A 19,980-nucleotide genomic window follows, 5' to 3' on the forward strand; every position below is an offset into this window, starting at 1 on the left:
AGGGTCGCCTCTGACGGGCGTCGGCCGTTCACACCTCGTCCGCGGGCCTCTGTGGACTCGCGCCGTCACACTGCCGACGGCGTTCACGGGTGGTGTGGGTGGCCACGGCGTGGCCGGCGCCACGTCCTTCCGCGCGGGCCACGATCAGCCCGTCGCGCACCCGGATCGCAACCTCGGTGAGGTCGTCGGCCGGCTTCCGGCCGAGGGCCGCCGGAACCGCGCCACCGTCGTCGAACACGATGCGCGGCCGGGGCAGTTCCCCAGCCGCGAACACCCGGCGCAGAGAGCCGACGAGATCGACGATCCGGAGTCGGGCCAGTCGGCCGATCTCGGCGGGATCGCTTGTCACGACGACGAACGTCACCGCGTCGCGCAGCCGCGCTGCGGACACCGCCTCCTCGGCCGCCGACAGCCGCCCGACGCCCAGTACGACCACCACGCCGTCGTCTCCGAGGTCGACACGGCTGCCGGTGATCTCGTCGCGCAGTCCGCAGGGCGTCACCCACGGGTCTTCCACCGGCCGCGCCGGAGCGACGAAGGGCAGGTGCGCCGGTTCCCCGTCGTCGAGGAGGACGATGTCGGCCAGGTGCTCGGCGGCGCGGGCCAGGTCGAACGGATCGCTGATCCCGGGAGCGTTCTCCGCGAGACCGGCCGCCCCGTTGAGCAAGGTCAGGGCCAGCTCGGCCAGTCGTATCGTCGAGCGGCGTACGGCGGTGTGCGGCTCCAGCGCCAGGGCGAGGAGCAGGGCCTCGAATCGGAAAAGCTCGGCGAGCGCGGCCCGGGACGGCTCGGAGTCGAGCACTCCGGACAGTGCGCGCAGCTGAAGATGGCCGCTCCCCGGGGTGTCGCCGGTGAGGGGCAGCCGTTCCAGCCAGACCCTGGCGAAGGCGCCCAGGGCCCGCCCGGTGGAATCGGGTGATTCCACCGGCGGTTGGGCGGAGACCCAGGCCTGTTCGGCGGCGTCGGCGAGTACTGCGAGGTACAGCGCGCGCTTGCCGGTGAAGTTCGAGTAGACCGCGCCCCTGGTCAGTTCGGCCCGCTCGGCCATCCGGTCGATCTTGGCCTCGGCGTAGCCGTATTCGGCGAACTCTTGCCGGGCCGCCACCAGCACCGCCGCACGGGTCCGCTCCTGCTGCTGTGCACGAGTCAGTCTCGCCATCGTGTCCCCTTCCGCTTCCGCTGTGCCATGATACAGACAGCATCCAGATGATACCGTCATCTGGAAGACGCGAGCATCGGAGATTGCCAGTGGGTGACAAGGGATTTGAGGTCGAAGGGCTTGTCAAAAGATTCGGCCGGACGACAGCGGTCGACGGAGTGAGCCTCTCGGCTCCCCGAGGACATGTGCTGGGAGTACTGGGGCCCAACGGCGCGGGCAAGACGACCGTGGTCCGCGTGCTGGCGACCCTGCTGCGCCCCGACGCGGGCCAGGTGCGCGTGGCCGGGATCGACGTACGGCGGGATCCCGCTCAGGTCCGCCGGCGCATCGCGCTGTCGGGGCAGCACACGAGTGTCGACAACGAACTGTCCGGGCGGTCCAACCTGGTCATGATCGGCCGGCTCCTCGACCTCGGACGGCACGACGCCCGCCGACGGGCGGACGAGTCGCTCTCCCGTTTCGGCCTCGACGACGCGGCGGACCGGCGCGCCGCCACCTACTCGGGAGGGATGCGACGCCGGCTCGACCTCGCCGCCAGTCTGGTGGGGCGGCCGGAGATCATATTCCTCGACGAGCCCTCGGTCGGGCTGGACCCCGGAAAGCGCGACGAGTTGTGGCAGATGATTCGGGGGCTCGCCCAGGACGGTGTGACGGTGCTGCTCACGACGCAGTACCTCGAAGAGGCCGACGCCCTCGCCGACGAGGTCACCGTCATCGACCACGGACGAGTCATCGCCTCCGGCACCCCTGCGGATCTGAAGCGGGAGGTCGGCGGGCACACCATCGTGCTCCGCCCGGTCGATGTCGGCGACCTCGCCCCGGCCGCCGCGGTCGTCGCCCGCGTCGCCGGGCGTGAGCCTGACCGGTCACGCCACCACGAACTCGTCGTACCGGTCGCCGGCGACGCGGAGTTCTTCGAGATCACCGCCGAACTCCGGCGCCACGGCATCGACGTCGGCGAGTTCGCGTTCCGCCTTCCCAGTCTCGACGAGGTCTTCCTCTCCCTGCCCGGGGTCCCCACCGTCGGCGCCAAGGACGCCGCATGACCGCCACCCTCCCCCCGACAGCGCGGACCGCCCGGACCGCCCGGCCCCGAGGCTTCGCCACCTTCCGCCACAGTGGGATCCTCGCCCGGCGCAGCCTTGTCAAGACCGCCCGGAACCCGGGCCCGGTCATCAACGGCGTCATCACCCCGCACTGTTCATGGTCCTGTTCCTCTATCTGTTCGGCGGCCCGGTCGCCGGTTCCACCGCCGAGTACCTGCAGTACCTGTTCCCCGGGATCCTCGCCATGGGCGCCGGCCTGGCCGGCATGATCTCCACCGGGTCGGCCATCAACCTCGACCTGAAGAACGGCGTCACCGACCGGTTCCGCAGCCTTCCGGTCTGTCGTACGGCACCGCTGCTCGGCTCCGTGGCGGCCGACCTCCTCCGTTACCTGATCGCCGTGTCGATTCTCTTCGTCATCGGCTCACTGCTCGGAAAAGTGGTGTCACCGGGCCTCGGAGGTATTGGCAGACCGCTGATCAGGGGCATGACCGCTCATTCCGTACCGAGGTGAAGCAGGCCTTCGTAACGTGGATGCCGGCACGCTGATGCCACAGGTGAGGCCGGGGAAAACTCCGCTGGGGAGGGTTCGTGAACGGCTCGGGCGAGATTGATGTCTACCGTGGCCACGATCGCGGCGCTGGTTGAACGCCTCCGCGGCCACCTGAACCGGCTCGGTGACGTCGCTGTCACCGACGAGAGGTACCCGCCCATTGCGGAGATGGTCCGGCTCGGAGAGCGAGGGCTCCCCATGCGGGACGAGCGCACGCCGGCCGGCCGCCAACAAGCTGTCGGCCTCGCCCGCCGCCTGGCCTTCGTGACCTCCGATCTGGTCGAAGAGCTGATCGAAGCCCGCCACATCAAGGGGGCCGAGTGATGCACGACCCCAACGCCGTCAAGCACCCGACGGTGACCGCCACGGTGGTAGCCGCCCCGCAAGACGAGTACGACTTCGAATACGCCGAGCAGCGAATCGCCGACGTCTGGCTCCTGGAGAAGAGCGTCGCCGTGCGAACCCTGCGCATGCCGTTTCCTCGCTGTTCACGTCGGGGGCACGCGACGAGGTGGGTATTTCCCCGTGTCGTGTCTCTGCTTCGGGCTCAAGGTCAGTGACGTCCTCCTTGAGCAGCCCGGCTTCCCCGGCTCGAAAGAACCGAGCTGCGGCCCGTCACCTGATTCGGCAGTAATCCGGTGGCGCTGGACATGGCCTGGCGCCTCGACAACGAGAATTGGCGGCGGATGGCCCCCGTCGACGAGCTCGTCTGCGGCGAGGGAAACAGGAGGAGGCATGGCGCGGAGTCCGTGACCGACGCTGATGCCGCCCCGGGGCGCGGCGTCGCGTGACTCGTCAGGCGTCCGGCGTGACGGTGCGCTCAGCGGCAAACCTCCCCGGGCCGAGACCGGCCAGGATCCGGCCGAGTCGGCCCCGGCCGAACCCACGGCCTCCGTTTCTCCTACTCGTTCTCATACACCGAGGCGAACGACCACACCCCGGAACCCACCTCGTACACAGCCGTCTTCCCGTCCTTGCCGACCATGCGCGCACCCTGCGGCGCCCGCACCTCGCCTGAGGTCACCGGCACCTCGATCCTGGCCGTGCTGCCCGCGGGCACCCGCGCTGTGAGGCGGAACTCGTTGCCGTCCCGCCGCCATTCACTCGCAGCCTGGCCGTACGGCGTCGTGTAGGTGGCACGTGCCGAGGACAGGTCGCCGACGACCGCCGGGGCGATGCGCAGCTCGCGGTAGCCGACCGAGCCGGGGGCCTGGCCGAGGCCGGCCAGGCGCGTGGTGAACCAGGCGTCGATCGCGCCGAGCATGAAGTGGTTCTGCGACTGGCCCGAGCCGCCGTCCCAGCTCTCACCAAGTGCGGTGTTGCCGGCGAGGACCTGGTAGCCGTAGCTGGGGGACGTCGTCTGTGTGGCGATCTTGTAGACGAGCTGGTCGTGGCCCTCCTGGGACAGCACGCGGATGGCGGCCGGCAGGGAGATTTCGCCGAGCAGCAGATGGTGGTCCGCTGCCGTCACCGACGTGACCAAGTGGTCGAGCAGACGGGACCGTTCGGCCTGCGGGTGCGCACCCATGTCGAGGGCGAGCGCCTCCGCGCCCTGCCCGCCGCCGCCGAACGTCCCCGTGGCCGGGTCGTAGAACTTGTCCGACAGCGCTTGCGCGCTCGCGTGGGCCTTGGCCCGGTATGTCGCCTGGTCGTCATCCTCGCGGAGGACTTCCGCGATGTCGCCGAGGGTGTTCACCACGCGCCAGTAGCCGTAGGTGCCGGATACCGCCTTGGGGAACGTCCGGTCCGGGGTGAACCAGTCTCCAAGGGAGTAGTCGAGGATACCCCCGGAGACCTTCTGCTCCAGGAACGTCACGTACTTCTTCATCTGCGGGTAGTACGTGCGCAGCGTTTCCCTGTCGCCGTAGGTCGTGTACAGCTGCCAAGGGACGAGGACGAACGCGCCGCCCCAGTTCGGGTCATTGCGGTAGGTACCGGAGAGTTGGACGTAGTCGGGGACCGTGGAGGGAATCAGGCCGTCTGCCGTTTGTGCGTCCGCCATGTCGCGCACGATCTTGCGGAGGTGGGCGCTCAGGTCGTAGTTGGCGGCGAGGGTGGGGAAGACCAGTTGGTCCTGCTCCAGCCACCCCAGCTTTTCGCGGCTGGGGCAGTCGGTGAGGACGCTCATCATGTTGCCCTCGACGGAGCGGCGGATCAGCGAGTGGATGCCGTTGATCAGTTCGTTGGAGCTGGTGAAGGAGCCCGCGGAGGTGTTGTCGACGCGCAGGACCTTGCCACGCACGGAGAGGGTGGCGTCCTCGGGCAGTCCCCTGATCTCCACGTAACGGAAGCCGTGGTAACTGAACTTGGGGTGCCAGGTCCGCGGCCGGGAGCCGTCGCTCGTCGTGTAGCTGTCCCACAGGGGTGCGCCGACGTTGCTGATCGACTGGTGGGCGTGGCCGTCCTTGAGGCTTTCGGCCGGGTAGGCGCGGATCGTGGTGCCCTTGGGTGCGGTGACGGTGATCTCCGGCCAGCCGGCGATGTTGCGGCCGAGGTCGAAGATGCGGCTACCGGCCGCGGCTTCGGGCACCTCGGTGGCCTTGAGCGTCTCGACGACGCGGACCGGTTCGGTCTCGCGGGCACTGAGTGCGGGCTGGTTGTCTGCGCCGGCTTCGGTGGCGTGGCCCCACTTCGAACGATCGGCTCCCGGCTTGTTCCAGCGCGGGATCTCGCGGCGAGCGTCGTAGTCCTCGCCGCCGTACCAGTTCGACGACGTGGTCGCGCCGAGTGCGGTGTGCCAGTCGGCGCCACTGGAGATGCGGCGTACGGTGCCGTCCGCGAGCGTCACCTCCAGCTGGGCGATGAGCGCGGGGTCCGCCTTGTTGCCGTACAGCTTGCGGTAGCGGCCGGCGGTGCTGAGCTGGTTGGAGATGCCGTTGCCGAGTTCGACGGCCAACGTGTTTGCACCGGACCGGAGTTGGTCCGTGATGTCGTACGTGGCGTACTGGACGCGGTCCGCGAAGTCGGTGTTGGCCGGCTCGAGGACGGCGTCGCCGACCGGTGCGCCGTTGACGTCCGCGTCGTACACGCCGAGGCCCGTCATGTAGAGGCGTGCCTGGCGGATATCCTTGGGCAGGGTGAAGTCCTTGGCGAACAGCGGGAGTCCGGAGGGCAGGTACGGCTCGGGCGGCCGCTGCCCGGTGACGTCGGCGACCGTCGTGTACGGGCCGTCGGCGGCGTCGGCAGCGACCAGCTTGTAGTCGACGGGGAAGCCCGGTACGCGTCCGTCGTCGGTGAGGATGTCGGCGCGCGGATAGAGGACGACCTGGTCGAAGGTCTTCGTCTCTTCGAGGTCGAGGGTGACGGTGACGGGCTTGTCGCTCACGTCGGCGCTCGGGTGGGGCAGACTCGCGTATCCGGCGGCCTGACTCCAGGCGCTGTTGGTGACGCCGTCGACGGCCAGCTTCGGTTCCCACACCTTGCGTTCGGTGTCGGACTCGGAGACGGTGACCGTGGCGCCCTCGGCGAGTTCGGTGGCCGGGTCGGCGGAGTCGCGCACTGCGATCTCGGCCAGCTGCACGCGATGGGCGAGCGCGGGAAACTCGTCGGCGAGGGGCAGCCCCAGGCGGGTGACGTCGAGGCGTACATGGCGGGCCGTGGTGCGCGGCAGGGAAACTGTCACCGGCTGCACCGTGCGCTTGCCGAGCTGCCAGTCCTCGTGGGTGATCCAGTCGGCGGACCAGTCGCCCGCCTCGGTCAGCCCGGTCTCGAAGACGGCGGGCGCGCTCCATGCGGAGGCCCGGCCGGAGCCCTGCGACCAGAGCTGGACGCGCCAGTGAACGATCTTGCGGGAGCCGAGTGCCTTGCCCGCGTACGTCGCCTGCGGCACGGGCGAGTCGACCTGACCCGAGTCCCACAGGTCGGGCCGGCCCCGCTCCAGCGCGGCGCGGCTGGTGGCGGCCTGCACACGGTAGGCGTGCTGGGTGGCACCCGGACCGTCTGCGGTCAGCTGCCAGCTCAGATCGGGCGTGGTGTCGTCGATGCCGAGTGCGGTGCGCAGGTGCTGGGTGCGCAGGGAGGTGGCTGCCATGGCGCCGTGATCGGTGGCGGCCGTGGCCGGCACCGCGGAGGATACGACGGTGACCAGGGCGGTCAGTGCCGCGGCGAGCAGGAGGGTTCGTCTGGCCATGGGAGGTCTCCGGGTTCAGGCGTGGGCCGGCGTCAGGTCGACGGTCAGGGACCGCCGTGGGCGAAGGGTCACCGGGCCGACCAGGCCGGACGGCAGCGGCTTCTTGCGTTCGTTGGACAGGGTGTTGGAGACCCGGACGCTGAGGTGGTTCACGCCGGGCTTCAGGCCTTCGGTCACGTCCACGACGTACGGCGCCCACACCGCTGGTGCGAACTCCATGCCGTTGAGGGTGACATCGGCTACCTCGCGCACCGTGCCGAGGTCGAGAAGGAAGCGCCGCCCGTCGAGGGCCGCCACGTCGAGGGTGACGTCCTTGGTGTACGTGCCGCTGCCGGAGAACAGCGGGTCGAGGTCGACCCAGCTCGCCAGGGGGCGGGTGACGGGCTCGGCGCCGTCCTTGGCCAGGGTCAGTGTCCAGTCGCCGTCGAGGGCGAGCGGCGTGAGCGGGTCGTCGACCTTCGCCGTCCCCCGGTAGGTGCGTTCGCCGTCGCTGCCCGTGAGGCGGTGGGTGCCGGGGACTTCGGCGAGAGCGCTCACGCGCAGGGTGCGCCGCTCGCGGCTCACCTGGGTGACGGGCAGGCCGTCGGCATCGGTGAGGTACGGGGCTGCCTTGGCGCTCTTGCGCACCACCACGGCGAGCGTCTCGTACGGGGCGAGGGTGATCGGCAAGCGGACGCCGTCGCGCGTGAGCAGGCCGCGTACGGGGGCGGGCCGCACCGTGCCGGTCGCCGGGTCCCACAGTTCGGGCTCGCCGTGGGCGGGCAGCAGGGCCATGGTGGTGACCGGAATGCCGCTTTCGTTGTTGAACAGGAACGCCGTGTCACCGCCGCGCGTGGTGCGCAGCACGCGGACCGCGTCGGCCGCGGGTTCCAGGACGGCGGCGGCGACCGACGCCTCCTGTGCTACGTCCCGCAGCCTCCCGACGTCCGTGAGGTGCACGGCGCGGCCCTTGCCGAAGCGGCGGATCCCCACTGCGGGGAAGAGCTTGGCGAGTTCACGAGCGAGCGCCGCCTCGTCACCGTCGGCCGCGAGCGCCGGCAGCTCGCCCACGGCGACGGCGGTGCCTCCGGAGCGTACGAAGTCGGCGAGCGCGCGCACGGTCGCGGTGTCGAGTACGGGAGTGGCGGGCAGGACGACCAGCTCGTACGCCGCATGGCCCACGCGGAGCCTGCCGTCGTCCGCCTCGGCGTGCGCGAGGAGCGCCTTGTCCCCGCTGAGCGCGCCTTCGTGGACGAGGTCGAAGTCGACCTGGGCGCGTTCCAGGGCGTAGGCGGCATCCGTGAAGCCGTCGTCCACCGCGGCCTGCTGGTCGGTGGCGGTGAACTGCTCGGCGGCGCGCTGAGGTTGGAGCAGCGCGGTCCGCGCGCCGGAGGTGCCGCGCGCGAGCTCCATGACTCGTCCGATCCACGCCGAGACCGGCGGCATCGCCCACCACCAGGGGTTGCGCGGCCCGAACGGCGGCGCGAAGAAGACGCGTGTCTCGTCGGTCCACAGGGCGTGCAGCACGGTGAGGTTGATGCCGCGCGTCGCGAACGCGCCGAGCAGGGCCCGCATGAAGTCCGGGGCGATCTGCCAACCCATGTTGCCGAACGCCTCCATCAGCACCCGCGGGCGGCCCGTCTGGTGGGCAACGGATGCCGGGTTGCGCGGATCCGTCGTCGGCGTGTTCAGCTCGTACTCGGCGGTGATGCAGTCGCCGCCGGGCACCTGCGCCCACTGGTTGACCTTGTGCAGGTCACCGGTGGAGACGATGCGCTTGGACACGCCCACCTCGTCGTACAGCGGGTTGGTGACCAGGCGTACGCCCCACTCGGCGTACTGCTCCGCCTGCTTCTGGAAGTAGCGCGAGAACCGGTCGGAGACGGCCTGCCAGTACCGGCCGCGCAGCACCCGGCCCCGTTCGCCCAGGTCGTCGAAGGCGCTCGCGTACGCGGCGCCCGGTTCGGCCCCGATCTCGGCGAGGGCGCCGGCGAGCGTCGGCGACCAGGGGCGGCGCTTGAAGGGGTGCGGCCCGGCGGAGGCTATGAACGGCTCATCGTCCCAGAAGCCCTTGATCACGTTGCCGAAGTAGCGGCCGAACCGGCGGTGGTACTCGCCCGGCACAATGTCAAGGAACAGCTCCACGGGCTCGTCGTCGAGGAGATCGGTGTAACCGCGTATGTAGCCAGAGGTGTTGTCGACCAGGTCGACGCCGCCGAACAGGTCGATCTGCCAGCGGCCCTCGGGCACCCGCCAACTGCCGCCGTCGGCCTGCTCGGTGAGCTCGACCAGTTCACTCCCGTCCTTGGAACCGGCAGGGCGTGCGGTGGCCGCGGCCGGGCGCGGTGCGTGCTCGGGCATGTCGCGTGCGGTGAAGTCACCCGCCGCCGCCGGGTCGTCGAAGACCTGGGTGTAGAGCGTGCCGCCGTCGGCCCCGGTGACCGTCAGGTCCTCCCACAGGGAGCGCTGCCCGTCGCGGGCGTACACGCCGACTCCGCCGCGCGTGAGCGAGTCGTCGGTGACGGTGCCTTTGTCCTTGCCGTCGAGGGTGACCGAGCAGTCCGGGCCGCGCAGGGAGACCGCGAGGGAGTGGAACTTGGTCTTGTTGAATCCGTCGGTACGCGAGGACTTGGCGACCTGGGTTACCGCACCGTCCGCGACACGGGACAGGGTGACGACCCCGCTCTGGTCGGCCTCGACGAGCAGCCCGTCGCGCCCTGAGGACGACGCGCGTACGAGGAGACCGGCGGCGATGACGTCGGCCCTGACGGTGCAGCTGACGGTCACCTCGCCCCACTCGGCGCCGTCGCGCAGCACGGCAGGCCCGGCGAGCACGGCCGCATCGGCCACGAGCCGGCCCTTGTCCACGCCGACGCCGGTGGTCTGGGACAGGCTCACCGTGCCCGGCCCTTCGACGACCGCGGTGGACCGCCACAGACCCTTCAGACGCAGGTCGGGGCGCGGCTCGTAGGTGCGCGAACCGACCGTGCCGCCCTGGGTGATGAAGTAGCCGGCGCGGCCGCTCGGGAAGTGGTTGTCGTTGAACAGCCAGACCTTCATGCCGGTCTTATCGGCGGTCTCGATGACGTGTCCGACGACATCGAACCAGCCCTCTGTGAAGAAGGCGGGCTGCATGTCCGCGTTGTCGTAGGGGAAGACGACGACCTCGTACATGCCCTTGTCGCGCAGATCGGCCATCTGCCGCTCGACCAGTTCGTGGGTGACGGGCCCGTTCCAGTACCAATAGACGGCGGGCCGGCTGTCCCTGCGCGGATCTGCGAACCCGGCAGGGTCGAACCGGGCTGCTCCCGAAAGCCGACCGTCGGCGAACGCCGCGCCGGGCAGACCTACGGTGACCGCTGCGGCGGTGAGGGCGGACAGGGCTACGAAGTGGCGTCTGGTCACGGCCGAGTGGCCAGAGCTCGGGAACTGCTCGGAGGGATCGAGCTGCTGGGGCATGTGAGTGCGCTCTCTGTGTACGAGGAATATGGGGCGTGGCGGGGCTGAGGCGGCCGGTCAGGAACGGGCGAGCGCGCCGACGTCCTGGGCCGTCAACGCCCGGTTGTGTACGCGGAATTCGGCGACCGCTCCGTGCAGATGCGGGTGGGTGGAGTTCTGCGAGCGGCCCAGGTAGTTGCGGGGCGTCGCGCCGAGCAGCAGCGCGGAGGAGACAAACGCGTCGTTGCGCCCGGCCTCGGCCCCGTCGACGTACAGCACTCCCCCACCGGAGCGGAGGGCGAGCGCCATGTGCACCCACCTCCCCGTGGGCAGCGGCGCGTCGCCGTCGATGAAGTCTTCGTCGGCCATCCCGGCGATCTTCAAGGCGGCGCGGGGGCGCCCGGTGCCGGTCCGGGCGGCGAGGAAGAGATAGGTGCTCTTGTGGTAGCCGAGGTCGAAGATCCGTGCCGAGTTGACCTGGGTGTCGACGCGGACCCAGACGCTGAGCGTGAGTTCGGTCAGTCCCGCAATGAGGCCCGGCGGCAGGGCGATATGTCCGCCCGCTCCGTCGAGGGCGACGGCGTGGGTGCGTCCGTCGCGTCCCGTGGTCCAGGAGGCCCCCTCGACGAGCTTGCCGTCGGGCGTCGCTCCGGTGGAATCGGCGACGGTGGCTCCGGTGCCCTCGTCGAGGAGGTAGCGCGCCAACTCGCGGGGACGGCCGGGGCGGGGCTCGGTCGCGAAGTAGACGTTGTAGTGCTGATGGTGGACCTGGTAGAAGGGCCGCAGGGCGACAGCCGTGCCGTCCGTCTGCGACGCGGCGAACTGCACTGTGTCCGCTCCGACTTGACGCACCAATGGGCGCACCAGGGACGGAATCGTGGGCGACTCGACGCTCCCATAGGCACCGGCGAGCACCAGCGGCCCGTAGGACAGGGCGTGGACGTGCGGGTTGTCGGGCGCGGGCCGCCAGGTCAGCTCGCGTGGGAAGGCGAGCTCGACGGTGTCGCCCGCGCGCCAGTGCCGTTCCAGCGTGAGATAGGCGCCGGGCCGTATCTGTGCGGAGTCGACGTCGCGTCCGTTGACCCGCACCTGCGCGATGAGCGGCCGGTCCGCGTCGGCGAGCCAGCCCGGGATGCGCACCTTGAGCCGGAAGTATGCCGCGCCGCGGGTGACCGCGATCCGCACCTTGCCCGAGGCAGCCGGATATCCGCCGGACAGACGCACCGTCACGCCGGTGCTGTGCCAGTTCAGTTCCGAGGGGATGAAGAGGTTGACGTACAGCTCGGGCGGCTGCGCTGCCCCCTTCGGACCGGCCGCCGACTCGAAGTAGATGGTGTCGACGAACTTGGTGTGCGTCTCGAGTCCGGTGCCGTGGTCGCAGGAGAAGTTGTCGTAGTCGCTGCTGTAACTGCCGGGCGCGGCGCCGAGCCCGCCCTTGGGCTGACGCCGCGAGCCCGCCCACAGCCCGGTGTAGTACGTGACGTAGCCGTGCTCGGATTCGGGGTCCTGCTCGCCGAGCATCTGGTTGTACAGCGCCCACTCGTAGTGGTCCATGTAGGCGGCCTTGTCCGGGTCGCCGAGGAACAGCCCGCGGCCCAGTTTCAGCATGTTGTACGTGTTGCAGTTCTCGCAGGTGTCCTCGGACAGGCGGCTGACGATCTCGCGCGGCGGCCCGAAGAACTCCTGGTTGGAGTTGCCGCCGATGGCGTACGAGTGGTCGCGGACCACGATGTCCCAGAAGTTGGCGGCGATCGCCCGGTAGCGACCTTCGCCCGTGGCGTAGTACAGCCGGGCGGCACCCACGATCTTGGCGATCTCGGTGTTGGCGTGCCGCCCGGCGAGTTCATCGCGCCCTTCGGCCAGCGGGCCGAACAGGTCCTCCTGGTCGAAGCGGCGCGCGGTGCGCAGCGCCGATTCGTCCCCCGTGGCCAGGTGGAGGGAGGCGAGCACCTCGTTCATGCCGCCCCACTCCACGCGCAGTACGTTGCGCAGCTCGGCATCGGTCAGCGCCGACAGCCGCACATCGGTCCAACGGGCCATACCCTCAAGGACCTTGAGCGCCTGTAGGTTGCCACAGAGTCGGTATTGGTCGAGCAGTCCCGCCATGATCTTGTGGATCGTGTAGTACGGCGCCCAGGGCTTGCCGCCCGCCTCCAGGTCCGCGAAGACCTGCTCGGGGAACGCCGACAGGTAGCCCTCGGTGAACCCGGCGGCGGGTCCGGCCTGCTGGCAGGCCGCCAGGGCGTCCACCAGGCAGCGGGCCTTGTCCGCGTACGCTTCGTCCCCGGTGTTCGCGTGGGCGAGCGCGAGTCCTGACAGGAGGTGACCGGTGGTGTGGCCGCGCAGCTGGATCGTCGGCGCCTCCCAGCCGCCGCAGGGTTCGGCGTTGGAGGGCAGGCCCACGTTGGCGCGGAAGGTGTGCAGCAGACGCTCGGCGTCGACGGCCAGCAAGTAGGCACAGGTACGGCGCATGTTGTCCCGGAAGGGCCCCTCAAGGAGCCGTACGTCGCCCAGCGGGAGCTCGGCGAGCGCGGGACGCACGCTGGCGGACGTGCGCACCGGGTCGGCCGCCCACGCGGCTCCCGCCCTCAGCGCGACAGAGACCGCCGCCCCGGACCCGGCAACGAAGGTGCGTCTCGTCAGGTGCTGACTTGGCATGCGGCGGCTCCGTTGCGGCGTGGGCGTACGGCGGAAGACGATCAGGAGGGATGCGGGGAGCGAGGGGACAGCAGGACGGGCCAAGGATGATCCACGACCGGGATTCGGCCGGCACATGGAGGCGTGGGCAAGCCACCTCACCCGCCGGCGTAATCCGTATCGTTGAATCGTTTCGTATCGCGCCGACGGCCACTCTGCGCGAGGCGACACCGCCCGTCAAGACGCTTGCGCCGGGATAGTTGTCGACCACCCCTTGTCTGCCGCCACGCCGCAACGTAGGTTTCCACCCGCACTGATTGAATCGTTTAATCGCCCAGTGACCTCGGCAAGGAGAGCCATGAGTCTGCGACGCCGGACACTGCTGAGAATGGGCGCCCTGGCAGGCGTCGCGACGGCTCTGCCCTGGCACACCGCGACAGGGGCCGCCGCGGCGGACCTCGCGGCCGGCGCCGCCTTCGACCTGCGCGACCCGGCGTCCGCCGTGCGAGCCAAGTTCCGCTGGTGGTGGCCCGACGCACTGGTCGACACCGGTGAGATCGCCAGGGAGGTGCGGGCGATCGCCGACGCCGGGTTCGGCGGTGTGGAGATCGCGGCGGTCACCCACAGCATGACCCAGCAGCTGGACACGGTCCGCTACGGCTGGGGCACCACGGCCTGGCGCGCCGCCATCGAGGCCGCCCTGCGCGAGGCCAAGAAGCGCGACGTCCTGGTCGACCTGACCATCGGCCCGGCCTGGCCCGCCGCTGTTCCCTCCATCACGCCCGACAGCCCGGCCGCGGCGAAGGAACTCGCCCACGGACTCACCACTGTAGCCGCGGGATCGACGTACGAGGGTCCGCTGCCGACAGCCGAAGAGCCCGAGCCGGGCGTGACGGACCAGCGGCTCTTCCTCGCCCAGGCCGTCCGTGTGTCGGCGGGCAGTTCACCGACGGCCGAGCCGGTGCGCCTGGACCAGGCGACTGTCACCGATCTCGCCACGCATGTCGACGGTGGCCGTGTGTCCTGGACGGCGCCCGACGACGGGGGCACCTGGCTGATCGTCGCGTACTGGGAGCGCGGGTCCGGCCAGCGCCCGGAGGGAAGGAACCACACCACTCCCCTCTCCTACGTTGTCGACCACTTCAGCGACGTCGGCACCGGCGCGGTCACCGACTTCTGGGAGGAGCACATCCTCACCCCCACGATCCGCTCGCTCCTGCGCGAGACGGGCGGGGCCCTGTTCGAGGACTCCATCGAGATGGAGACCGAAGCCACGCTGTGGACCCCCGCACTGCCGGCGGAGTTCGAACGCCGCATGGGCTACTCGCTGCTGCCCTATCTGGCCGCGTTCGTGGAGAAGCACGAGGACCACGTATTCAGTTTCGAGCCGACCCTGGACAAGGGGGTCCGCCGCGACGTCATGGAGGTCGTGACCGAGTTGTACGTCGATCATCATCTGCGTCCCCTGCAGATGTGGGCGCACTCGCTCGGCCTCCAACTACGCATCCAGCCATACGGCTTGGAGACCGATGCCATCTACAAGTCGGCGATCCTGGACGTCAGCGAGGGCGAATCGCTCGGCTTCAAGAACCTGGACGACTTCCGGTGCCTGGCGGGCGGCCGAGACATGGGCGGCGGGCGCATCGTGTCCAACGAGGCGGGTGCCACCGCCGGCGGCGCCTACGCGACGACCTGGGCCGACACCCTCAAGAAGCTGGTCACGCAGTACGCGGCCGGCGTCAACCAGGCCGTCTTCCACGGCTTCGCATACGCCGACGCGCCGGGCGCCGAGTGGCCGGGCTTCGCGGCGTTCTCACCGTACTCGGGCGCAGCCGGATACGGCGAGGCATGGGGTCCGCGCCAGCCACTGTGGCGGCACACGCCGGCGGTCGCCGACTTCCTCGGCCGCCTGCAGCGCGTGCTGCAGACCGGCGTCAACAAGGTCGACGTCGGGATCCTGCGCCAGAAGGGCTACGCCGGTTCCGGACTCGGCGCCCCCTGGTTCTCCGGCGAGGGCGTACCGGTCGGCTGGACGCACACGTTCCTCAGCCCGCGCCTGCTCGATCTGCCGTCGGCCGTCGTACGCGACGGGCGCCTCGCGCCGGACGGGCCGGCGCTCAAGGCCCTCGTGGTCGACGGCGACGTCATGGCCGGACGGGAGCACACGCTGGAGCTGGGCGTCGCCGAGAAGCTGCTCTCGTACGCGAAGGCCGGCCTGCCCATCATCCTCATCGGCGACTGGTCCAACGCCCGCGTCCCCGGCGTCCCCCGCCCCGGCGGCGACGCGCGGCTGCGTCAACTCCTTGCGGACCTGGGCAAGTTGAAGTCGGTCCACATCGTGGCCGACCGCCCCAACGTGCCCGAGGCCATCGCCGCGCTCGGGCTGCGTCGCGACGTCGAGTACGCCCAGTCGTCCATGCTGCTGCACAGCCACCGCGCGACCGTCGAGGCCGACTGGTTCTATTTCGCCAACGACGCGGTGAGCAAGAAGGGTTCGACCGGTACCCGCATCACACATGACGTCACGCTCACCACCGGGGTCAAGGGCGCGGTCCCGCGCCGCCTCGACCCGTGGACGGGCACGCTCACCCCGATCGCCCTGTACACCCGCACCGGCGACGGCCGCATCCGCCTCACCGTGGACCTGGAGCCCGGTGCGGTCACCGTCGTCGTGCTGGCCCGGCCCACCCGGGACACCCCCCGCCGGCACGCCACCGCCACGCAGGCCGACTCCCTCCACGTGCGCGATGGGGGCCGTCTCGAAATGCGCGCCGCGGCCGCCGGAACATACACCACCACGTTCGACGACGGGCGGAGCACGAACACTGTCATCGGCGCGCTACCGCAGCCCGTCGCGCTGACCTCCTGGACGCTGACCGTCGACGACTGGCGCCCCGGGGCGAGCGCCACCGAGACGGCCCACGAGCAGCAGGTCGTCCAACTGGACGCCCTCGCGCCCTGGTCGAAGATCCCCGGCCTGGAAGACGTCTCCGGTGTGGGCCGCTACCGCACCACCGTCGTCCTGGGCGACGACTGGTCCGAAGAGCACGGCGCGCTGCTTCACCTGGGCCGCGTCTTCGATACGTTCCGCGTACTCGTCAACGGCCGCGAGCTGCCACCGCTGGACCAGCTCGCCCGGGTCGCCGACCTCGGCACCCGGCTGCGGCGGGGCGCCAACACCATCGAGGCGGAGGTGGCGACGACCCTCCTGAACCGGCTGCGGGTCGCCCGCCCGTCCGTGTTCGGGGCCGGCAAACGGCAGGACTACGGGCTCATCGGCCCGGTACGGATCGTGCCGTACGGGCGGGGCACCGTGCAGGCGTAACAGGGCACCCCGCACCGGAAAGGCCATCGGCGGCCTGGTCACCCGACCAGGCCGCCGATGGCCTTTCGGACGATCGCGCGCTCTTCAGACAACTGCTCGCGCCGCTCTCAAGCCAGGTTCGACTTGCGGACCACCAACTCCGCTCGCAGCACGATGCGTTGGTGGCGGTGCTCGCCCGCGTGGGCGTCGGTCTCCTGCAGCAGCATCTGGGCGGCCAGGGTGCCCATGGTGCGGGCCGGCCGGCGAACCGACGTCGGCGGCACGGTGGCGGCCATCACGCTGCGGACCCCGGCGGTGGCGGTCACCGGCGCCCACAGGCGGGGCTGCCGTAGCGCACGCTCGGCGGCCCGGCGAGCGACGACTCCGGCTGCCCCGCGCACGCCACCGCGATGCCCTACTTCCAGTGGGACAACCGCGGCGACGGCGCGATGCGGGTATGGATGCCGCTGCGCGACCGACGGTCCGCTTCCGGCTCCCTGTGACGTGACGTTCCGCCGCTTCCCCGGGTCAGCGACCCGTCTTCGCGGCGGTCAGACGGTACCGGCCGCCCCGGCGAGTGTCGAAGGACACCACGCACTCCTCGGGGCGGTCGGCCCCTGCGCCCTCGACGTCCACCGGGTGCGGGGTGCGGACACGCACCGGGTTGCCGAGCAGGGAGCGGATCTCGACTTCCGTGATCCCGTAGGCCGTCCACGCGAGGTCGACCTCGAAGCCACCGCGGGAGCGCAGTCCGCGGAAGGATCCGGTGGGCCATGTCTCGGGCAGCGCCGGCAGGAGGTCAATCTCGTCGGCGTGGCTCTGCAGCAGCATCTCGGTGATGCCGGAGACGCCGCCGAAGTTGCCGTCGATCTGGAACGGCGGGTGCAGGTCGAAGAGGTTGGGGGCCGTGCGCGCCGGGGTGAGCAGGTCCGACAGGTGCTTGTAGGCGCGCGCCGGTTCCAGCAGTCTGGCCCACATGTCGATCTTCCAGGCGAGGGACCAGCCCTGCCCCGCCGTTCCCCGCAGCTCCAGGCTCTTCACCGCCGCCGCGGCGAGTTCCGGGGTCGTGCGCGGGTTGATCTGCCCGCTCGGGAACACCCCGTACAGGTGGGAGACATGGCGGCTCCGCACCAGCGCCGCCTCCTCCCAGTCCTCCAGCCACTCCTGGATCTGGCCGAGGTAGCCGATCCGCGTGGGCGCGAGGCGGTCGCGGATCTCGGAGACCCGTTCGACGAAGCCGGCATCGCGGTGCAGCACCTTCGCGGCCTGCCGGTAGGCGTCGAACAGGTCGCGCAGGAGCTGCATGTCCATGGTGGGGCCGACGCAGATACTGACGCTTTCGCCCTCGTCCTGGTGGTGGGTGACCTCTGGGGACTGTGAGGGGTTGGTGACGAGCCATCCGGTCTTCGCGTCCACGACCAGCGTGTCGAGGAAGAACTCCACCGCGCCCTTGATCACCGGATAGTTGCGGATCAGAGCGCCCGTTTCACCGGTGAAGCGGTAGTGGTCCCAGAGCATCACGCACAGCCAGGCGCCTCCGGTCGGCCACATGCCGTACTGCGCGGCGTCCACCGGCGCGGTTCCCCGCCAGCCGTCCGTGTTGTGGTGCAACACCCAGCCCGGCGCGTCGTACATCGCCTTGGCGGTGCGGGTGCCGGACTCCGCCAGCTCGTGGACCATCTGCACGGCGGGGTCCCAGCACTCCGCCAGGTTGGCGGGCCCCGCGGGCCAGTAGTTCATCTCGAAGTTGATGTTGACAGTGTACTTGGATTCCCAGGCCGGGTTCAGGCTGTCGTTCCACAGGCCCTGGAGGTTGGCGGGCTGCCCCGGCGACCGGGAGCAGGAGGCCAGCAGGTAGCGGCCGTACTGGAAGTAGAGGGCGGCCAACTGCGGGTCCTTGCCGTCGGCGAAGAGCGGGATGCGCTGGTCGGTGGGCAGGCCGGCGCGCTCCGACGGGCCCAGGTCGATGCCGACCCGGGAGAACAGCCGCCGGTAGTCGGCCACGTGCCTGGTGCACAGATGCTCATACCTTCGCTTCGCGGCCGGGTCGAGGTGGCGGCGGGCTCTGGCCTTCGGGTCGGCGCCGGCATCGAGGTAGTTGCGGTAGCTGGTCGCCATGGCGATCAGCAGGGTGACCGAGTCGGCGCCCTCGACGGTCAGCGCCCCCTGGTCGGTGGAGACCTGTCCGCCCTCGGCCTCGGCACGGGCCAGCGCGCGGAAGTGCACGGAACCGGGCAGGCCGTACCAGTCGCCGCTGACTCCATCGAGCGCGACGGTGTGCGCGTCCACCGCGGAGTCGGTCGACCGTTGGGGGGGGTGGTGAAGCGAGTGGTGAAGCCGATACTCCCTGGAGTGTCCGTGGTCATCCGCACGACGACGACCTGGTCGGGGGTGCTGGCGAAGACCTCGCGCACATGGCGTACGCCGCCGCGCGTGTAGCTGGTGCGGGCGACCGCGGTCTCCAGGTCCAGCTCACGTTCGTAGTCGGTCACCTCGCCGGTTCCGGTGAAGGCGAGTTCGAGATCGCCGAGCACCTGGTAGGCAACCTGCTCCGAGGGGCTGCCGATGAACTTGGTGTCGATCAGCCGCTGCGCCTGGTTCCACTTCTCCTCCACGACCAGGCGGCGGATCTCGTCCAGGTGCTCCCCTGCGCCGGGACGGATGTAATCGTGCGGACCGCCGGCCCACACGCTGTCCTCGTTGAGCTGGAGCCGTTCGGTGTCCGTTCCGCCGAAGACCATGGCGCCGATCCGGCCGTTGCCGACCGGCAGTGCCTCCAGCCACTCCGCCGCCGGGGCCTGGTACCACAACCGCATCGGGTGAGTTCCGGTCCCGGTGGCCGACGGCGCGGTGGTGTCCGCCGCACCGATTGCCGCCTGTGCGAGTCCGGTACTCAGCGCGGTCGCCGCCGCGGATGCTCCGGCCACGGCCAGGACGTGTCGCCGGGACAGCTCAGACATGGTGTGCCTCCAGGTGCGTCGTGCGGGCAGTTGGAGCGCAGGCTCCGCAGCGCACCCGTGACCGGGTGCGGCGCCTGCGCGATGTGCCGGGCGTGGTCGTGGTGGTTGCGGCGCCGGTCGCCTCCGCCGGGGCGCTCGCCGCGGCGGTCTCGCCGGTGGTCATCGCCAATTCCCTTCGCGATACCAGGTATCGAGCGCGGCCAGCAGTGTCCGGTGCAGGGGGTCGCGCTGAAAGCGGACGGGACCGATACGGCACCGCCGACCGTGACCTGGGCATCCGCAGCGCCCCCTCCGAGCAACTCCACCAGGTCGCTGCTCACACCGGCGAACGGCTCCGTTACACCTACGACTTCGGCGACGACTGGGAACACGACATCCTCATCGAAGACATCACCGAGCCCGAGCCGGACACCGCCTACCCCCGATGCCTCGCTGGCCGCCGAGCTTGCCCGCCCGAGGACTGCGGCGGCATCTGGGGATACGACTACCTCATCGAGATCCTTGCCGATCCCCACCACGAAGAACACGAAGACCGCCTGGAATGGCTGGGCCTCGACTCTGCCGACCAGTTCGACCCCGCAGCCTTCGATCCAACAGAGGTCAACACCGCGCTATCCGTCCACGCGGCCGTGCTCGTCAAGAACTGACGCATCACTGCCCGCCGTCAGCAGCCCCATCGTCTGCTGACAGCGGGACACAGACCCCCGCAAGATCAATGCGGCGCTGCACTAGAGGGCGGTCGGAAAGACATGGGGAGTTGACCGGGTTGCGACCC

Annotated in this window: 11 protein-coding genes and 3 pseudogenes; 7 read left to right on the plus strand and 7 right to left on the minus strand. The window is 70.3% G+C overall.

Translation table 11 applies throughout. From position 1 onward, the window contains the following. Positions 1–28 precede the first annotated feature (28 nt). Positions 29–1,159 carry a TetR family transcriptional regulator gene (locus AB0P17_RS11360; protein WP_365809783.1) on the minus strand — a complete coding sequence of 377 codons (1,131 nt, stop codon included), beginning with the start codon at positions 1,157–1,159 and terminating at the stop codon, positions 29–31. 47 nt (positions 1,160–1,206) lie between these two features. Here AB0P17_RS11360 and AB0P17_RS11365 point away from each other — a divergent pair, with 47 nt between their 5' ends. The 4 genes and pseudogenes from AB0P17_RS11365 to AB0P17_RS11380 form a co-directional block, all read left to right on the plus strand. Beyond that, positions 1,207–2,205 (plus strand): ATP-binding cassette domain-containing protein, encoded by a 999-nt coding sequence (locus AB0P17_RS11365; protein WP_365809785.1) that lies wholly within the window; start codon positions 1,207–1,209, stop codon positions 2,203–2,205. Positions 2,206–2,362: 157 nt separating this feature from the next. Continuing rightward, the gene (locus tag AB0P17_RS11370) at positions 2,363–2,719 is read left to right on the plus strand and encodes a hypothetical protein (RefSeq protein WP_365809787.1); all 357 of its coding nucleotides are present in this window, start codon (positions 2,363–2,365) and stop codon (positions 2,717–2,719) included. A gap of 108 nt (positions 2,720–2,827) precedes the next feature. After that, positions 2,828–3,082 (plus strand): DUF6415 family natural product biosynthesis protein, encoded by a 255-nt coding sequence (locus tag AB0P17_RS11375; RefSeq protein WP_365809789.1) that lies wholly within the window; start codon positions 2,828–2,830, stop codon positions 3,080–3,082. Between the two features lie 162 nt (positions 3,083–3,244). Then, a pseudogene (locus AB0P17_RS11380) lies at positions 3,245–3,511 on the plus strand (hypothetical protein); the annotation flags it as partial. Between the two features lie 148 nt (positions 3,512–3,659). On the opposite strand, the gene AB0P17_RS11385 reads toward AB0P17_RS11380, so the two are convergent. The 3 genes from AB0P17_RS11385 to AB0P17_RS11395 are packed head-to-tail and all read right to left on the minus strand — an operon-like array spanning position 3,660 to position 12,962. Further along, complete coding sequence (locus tag AB0P17_RS11385) at positions 3,660–6,887, minus strand: family 78 glycoside hydrolase catalytic domain (protein ID WP_365809791.1); 3,228 nt, start codon at positions 6,885–6,887, stop codon at positions 3,660–3,662. A 15-nt stretch (positions 6,888–6,902) separates the two neighbouring features. Beyond that, on the minus strand, positions 6,903–10,325 hold the full coding sequence (locus AB0P17_RS11390; RefSeq protein ID WP_365809793.1) for a glycosyl hydrolase: 3,423 nt from the start codon (positions 10,323–10,325) through the stop codon (positions 6,903–6,905). Between the two features lie 57 nt (positions 10,326–10,382). Beyond that, a complete protein-coding gene (locus tag AB0P17_RS11395) occupies positions 10,383–12,962 on the minus strand; it encodes a beta-L-arabinofuranosidase domain-containing protein (protein WP_365809795.1) in 2,580 nt (859 codons plus the stop codon). Positions 12,963–13,299: 337 nt separating this feature from the next. Here AB0P17_RS11395 and AB0P17_RS11400 point away from each other — a divergent pair, with 337 nt between their 5' ends. Then, complete coding sequence (locus tag AB0P17_RS11400) at positions 13,300–16,266, plus strand: glycosyl hydrolase (RefSeq protein ID WP_365809797.1); 2,967 nt, start codon at positions 13,300–13,302, stop codon at positions 16,264–16,266. Positions 16,267–16,373: 107 nt separating this feature from the next. Here AB0P17_RS11400 and AB0P17_RS11405 read toward each other — a convergent pair. Further along, positions 16,374–16,538: pseudogene (locus tag AB0P17_RS11405) on the minus strand (substrate-binding domain-containing protein); the annotation flags it as partial. Between the two features lie 117 nt (positions 16,539–16,655). On the opposite strand from AB0P17_RS11405, the gene AB0P17_RS11410 reads away from it, so the two are divergent. Beyond that, the gene (locus AB0P17_RS11410) at positions 16,656–16,748 is read left to right on the plus strand and encodes a hypothetical protein (protein ID WP_365809799.1); all 93 of its coding nucleotides are present in this window, start codon (positions 16,656–16,658) and stop codon (positions 16,746–16,748) included. Between the two features lie 25 nt (positions 16,749–16,773). On the opposite strand, the gene AB0P17_RS11415 is transcribed toward AB0P17_RS11410, so the two are convergent. Next, positions 16,774–18,363, minus strand: coding sequence for a glycoside hydrolase family 95-like protein (locus tag AB0P17_RS11415; protein WP_365809932.1), 1,590 nt, complete (start codon positions 18,361–18,363; stop codon positions 16,774–16,776). 39 nt (positions 18,364–18,402) lie between these two features. Then, positions 18,403–19,205, minus strand: a pseudogene (locus AB0P17_RS11420) (glycoside hydrolase family 95 protein); the annotation flags it as partial. Positions 19,206–19,225: 20 nt separating this feature from the next. Here AB0P17_RS11420 and AB0P17_RS11425 point away from each other — a divergent pair. Further along, positions 19,226–19,852, plus strand: coding sequence for a plasmid pRiA4b ORF-3 family protein (locus AB0P17_RS11425; protein ID WP_365809801.1), 627 nt, complete (start codon positions 19,226–19,228; stop codon positions 19,850–19,852). Positions 19,853–19,980: the final 128 nt, after the last annotated feature.

This window comes from Streptomyces sp. NPDC088124 (assembly GCF_040685895.1).
GTDB lineage: Bacteria > Actinomycetota > Actinomycetes > Streptomycetales > Streptomycetaceae > Streptomyces.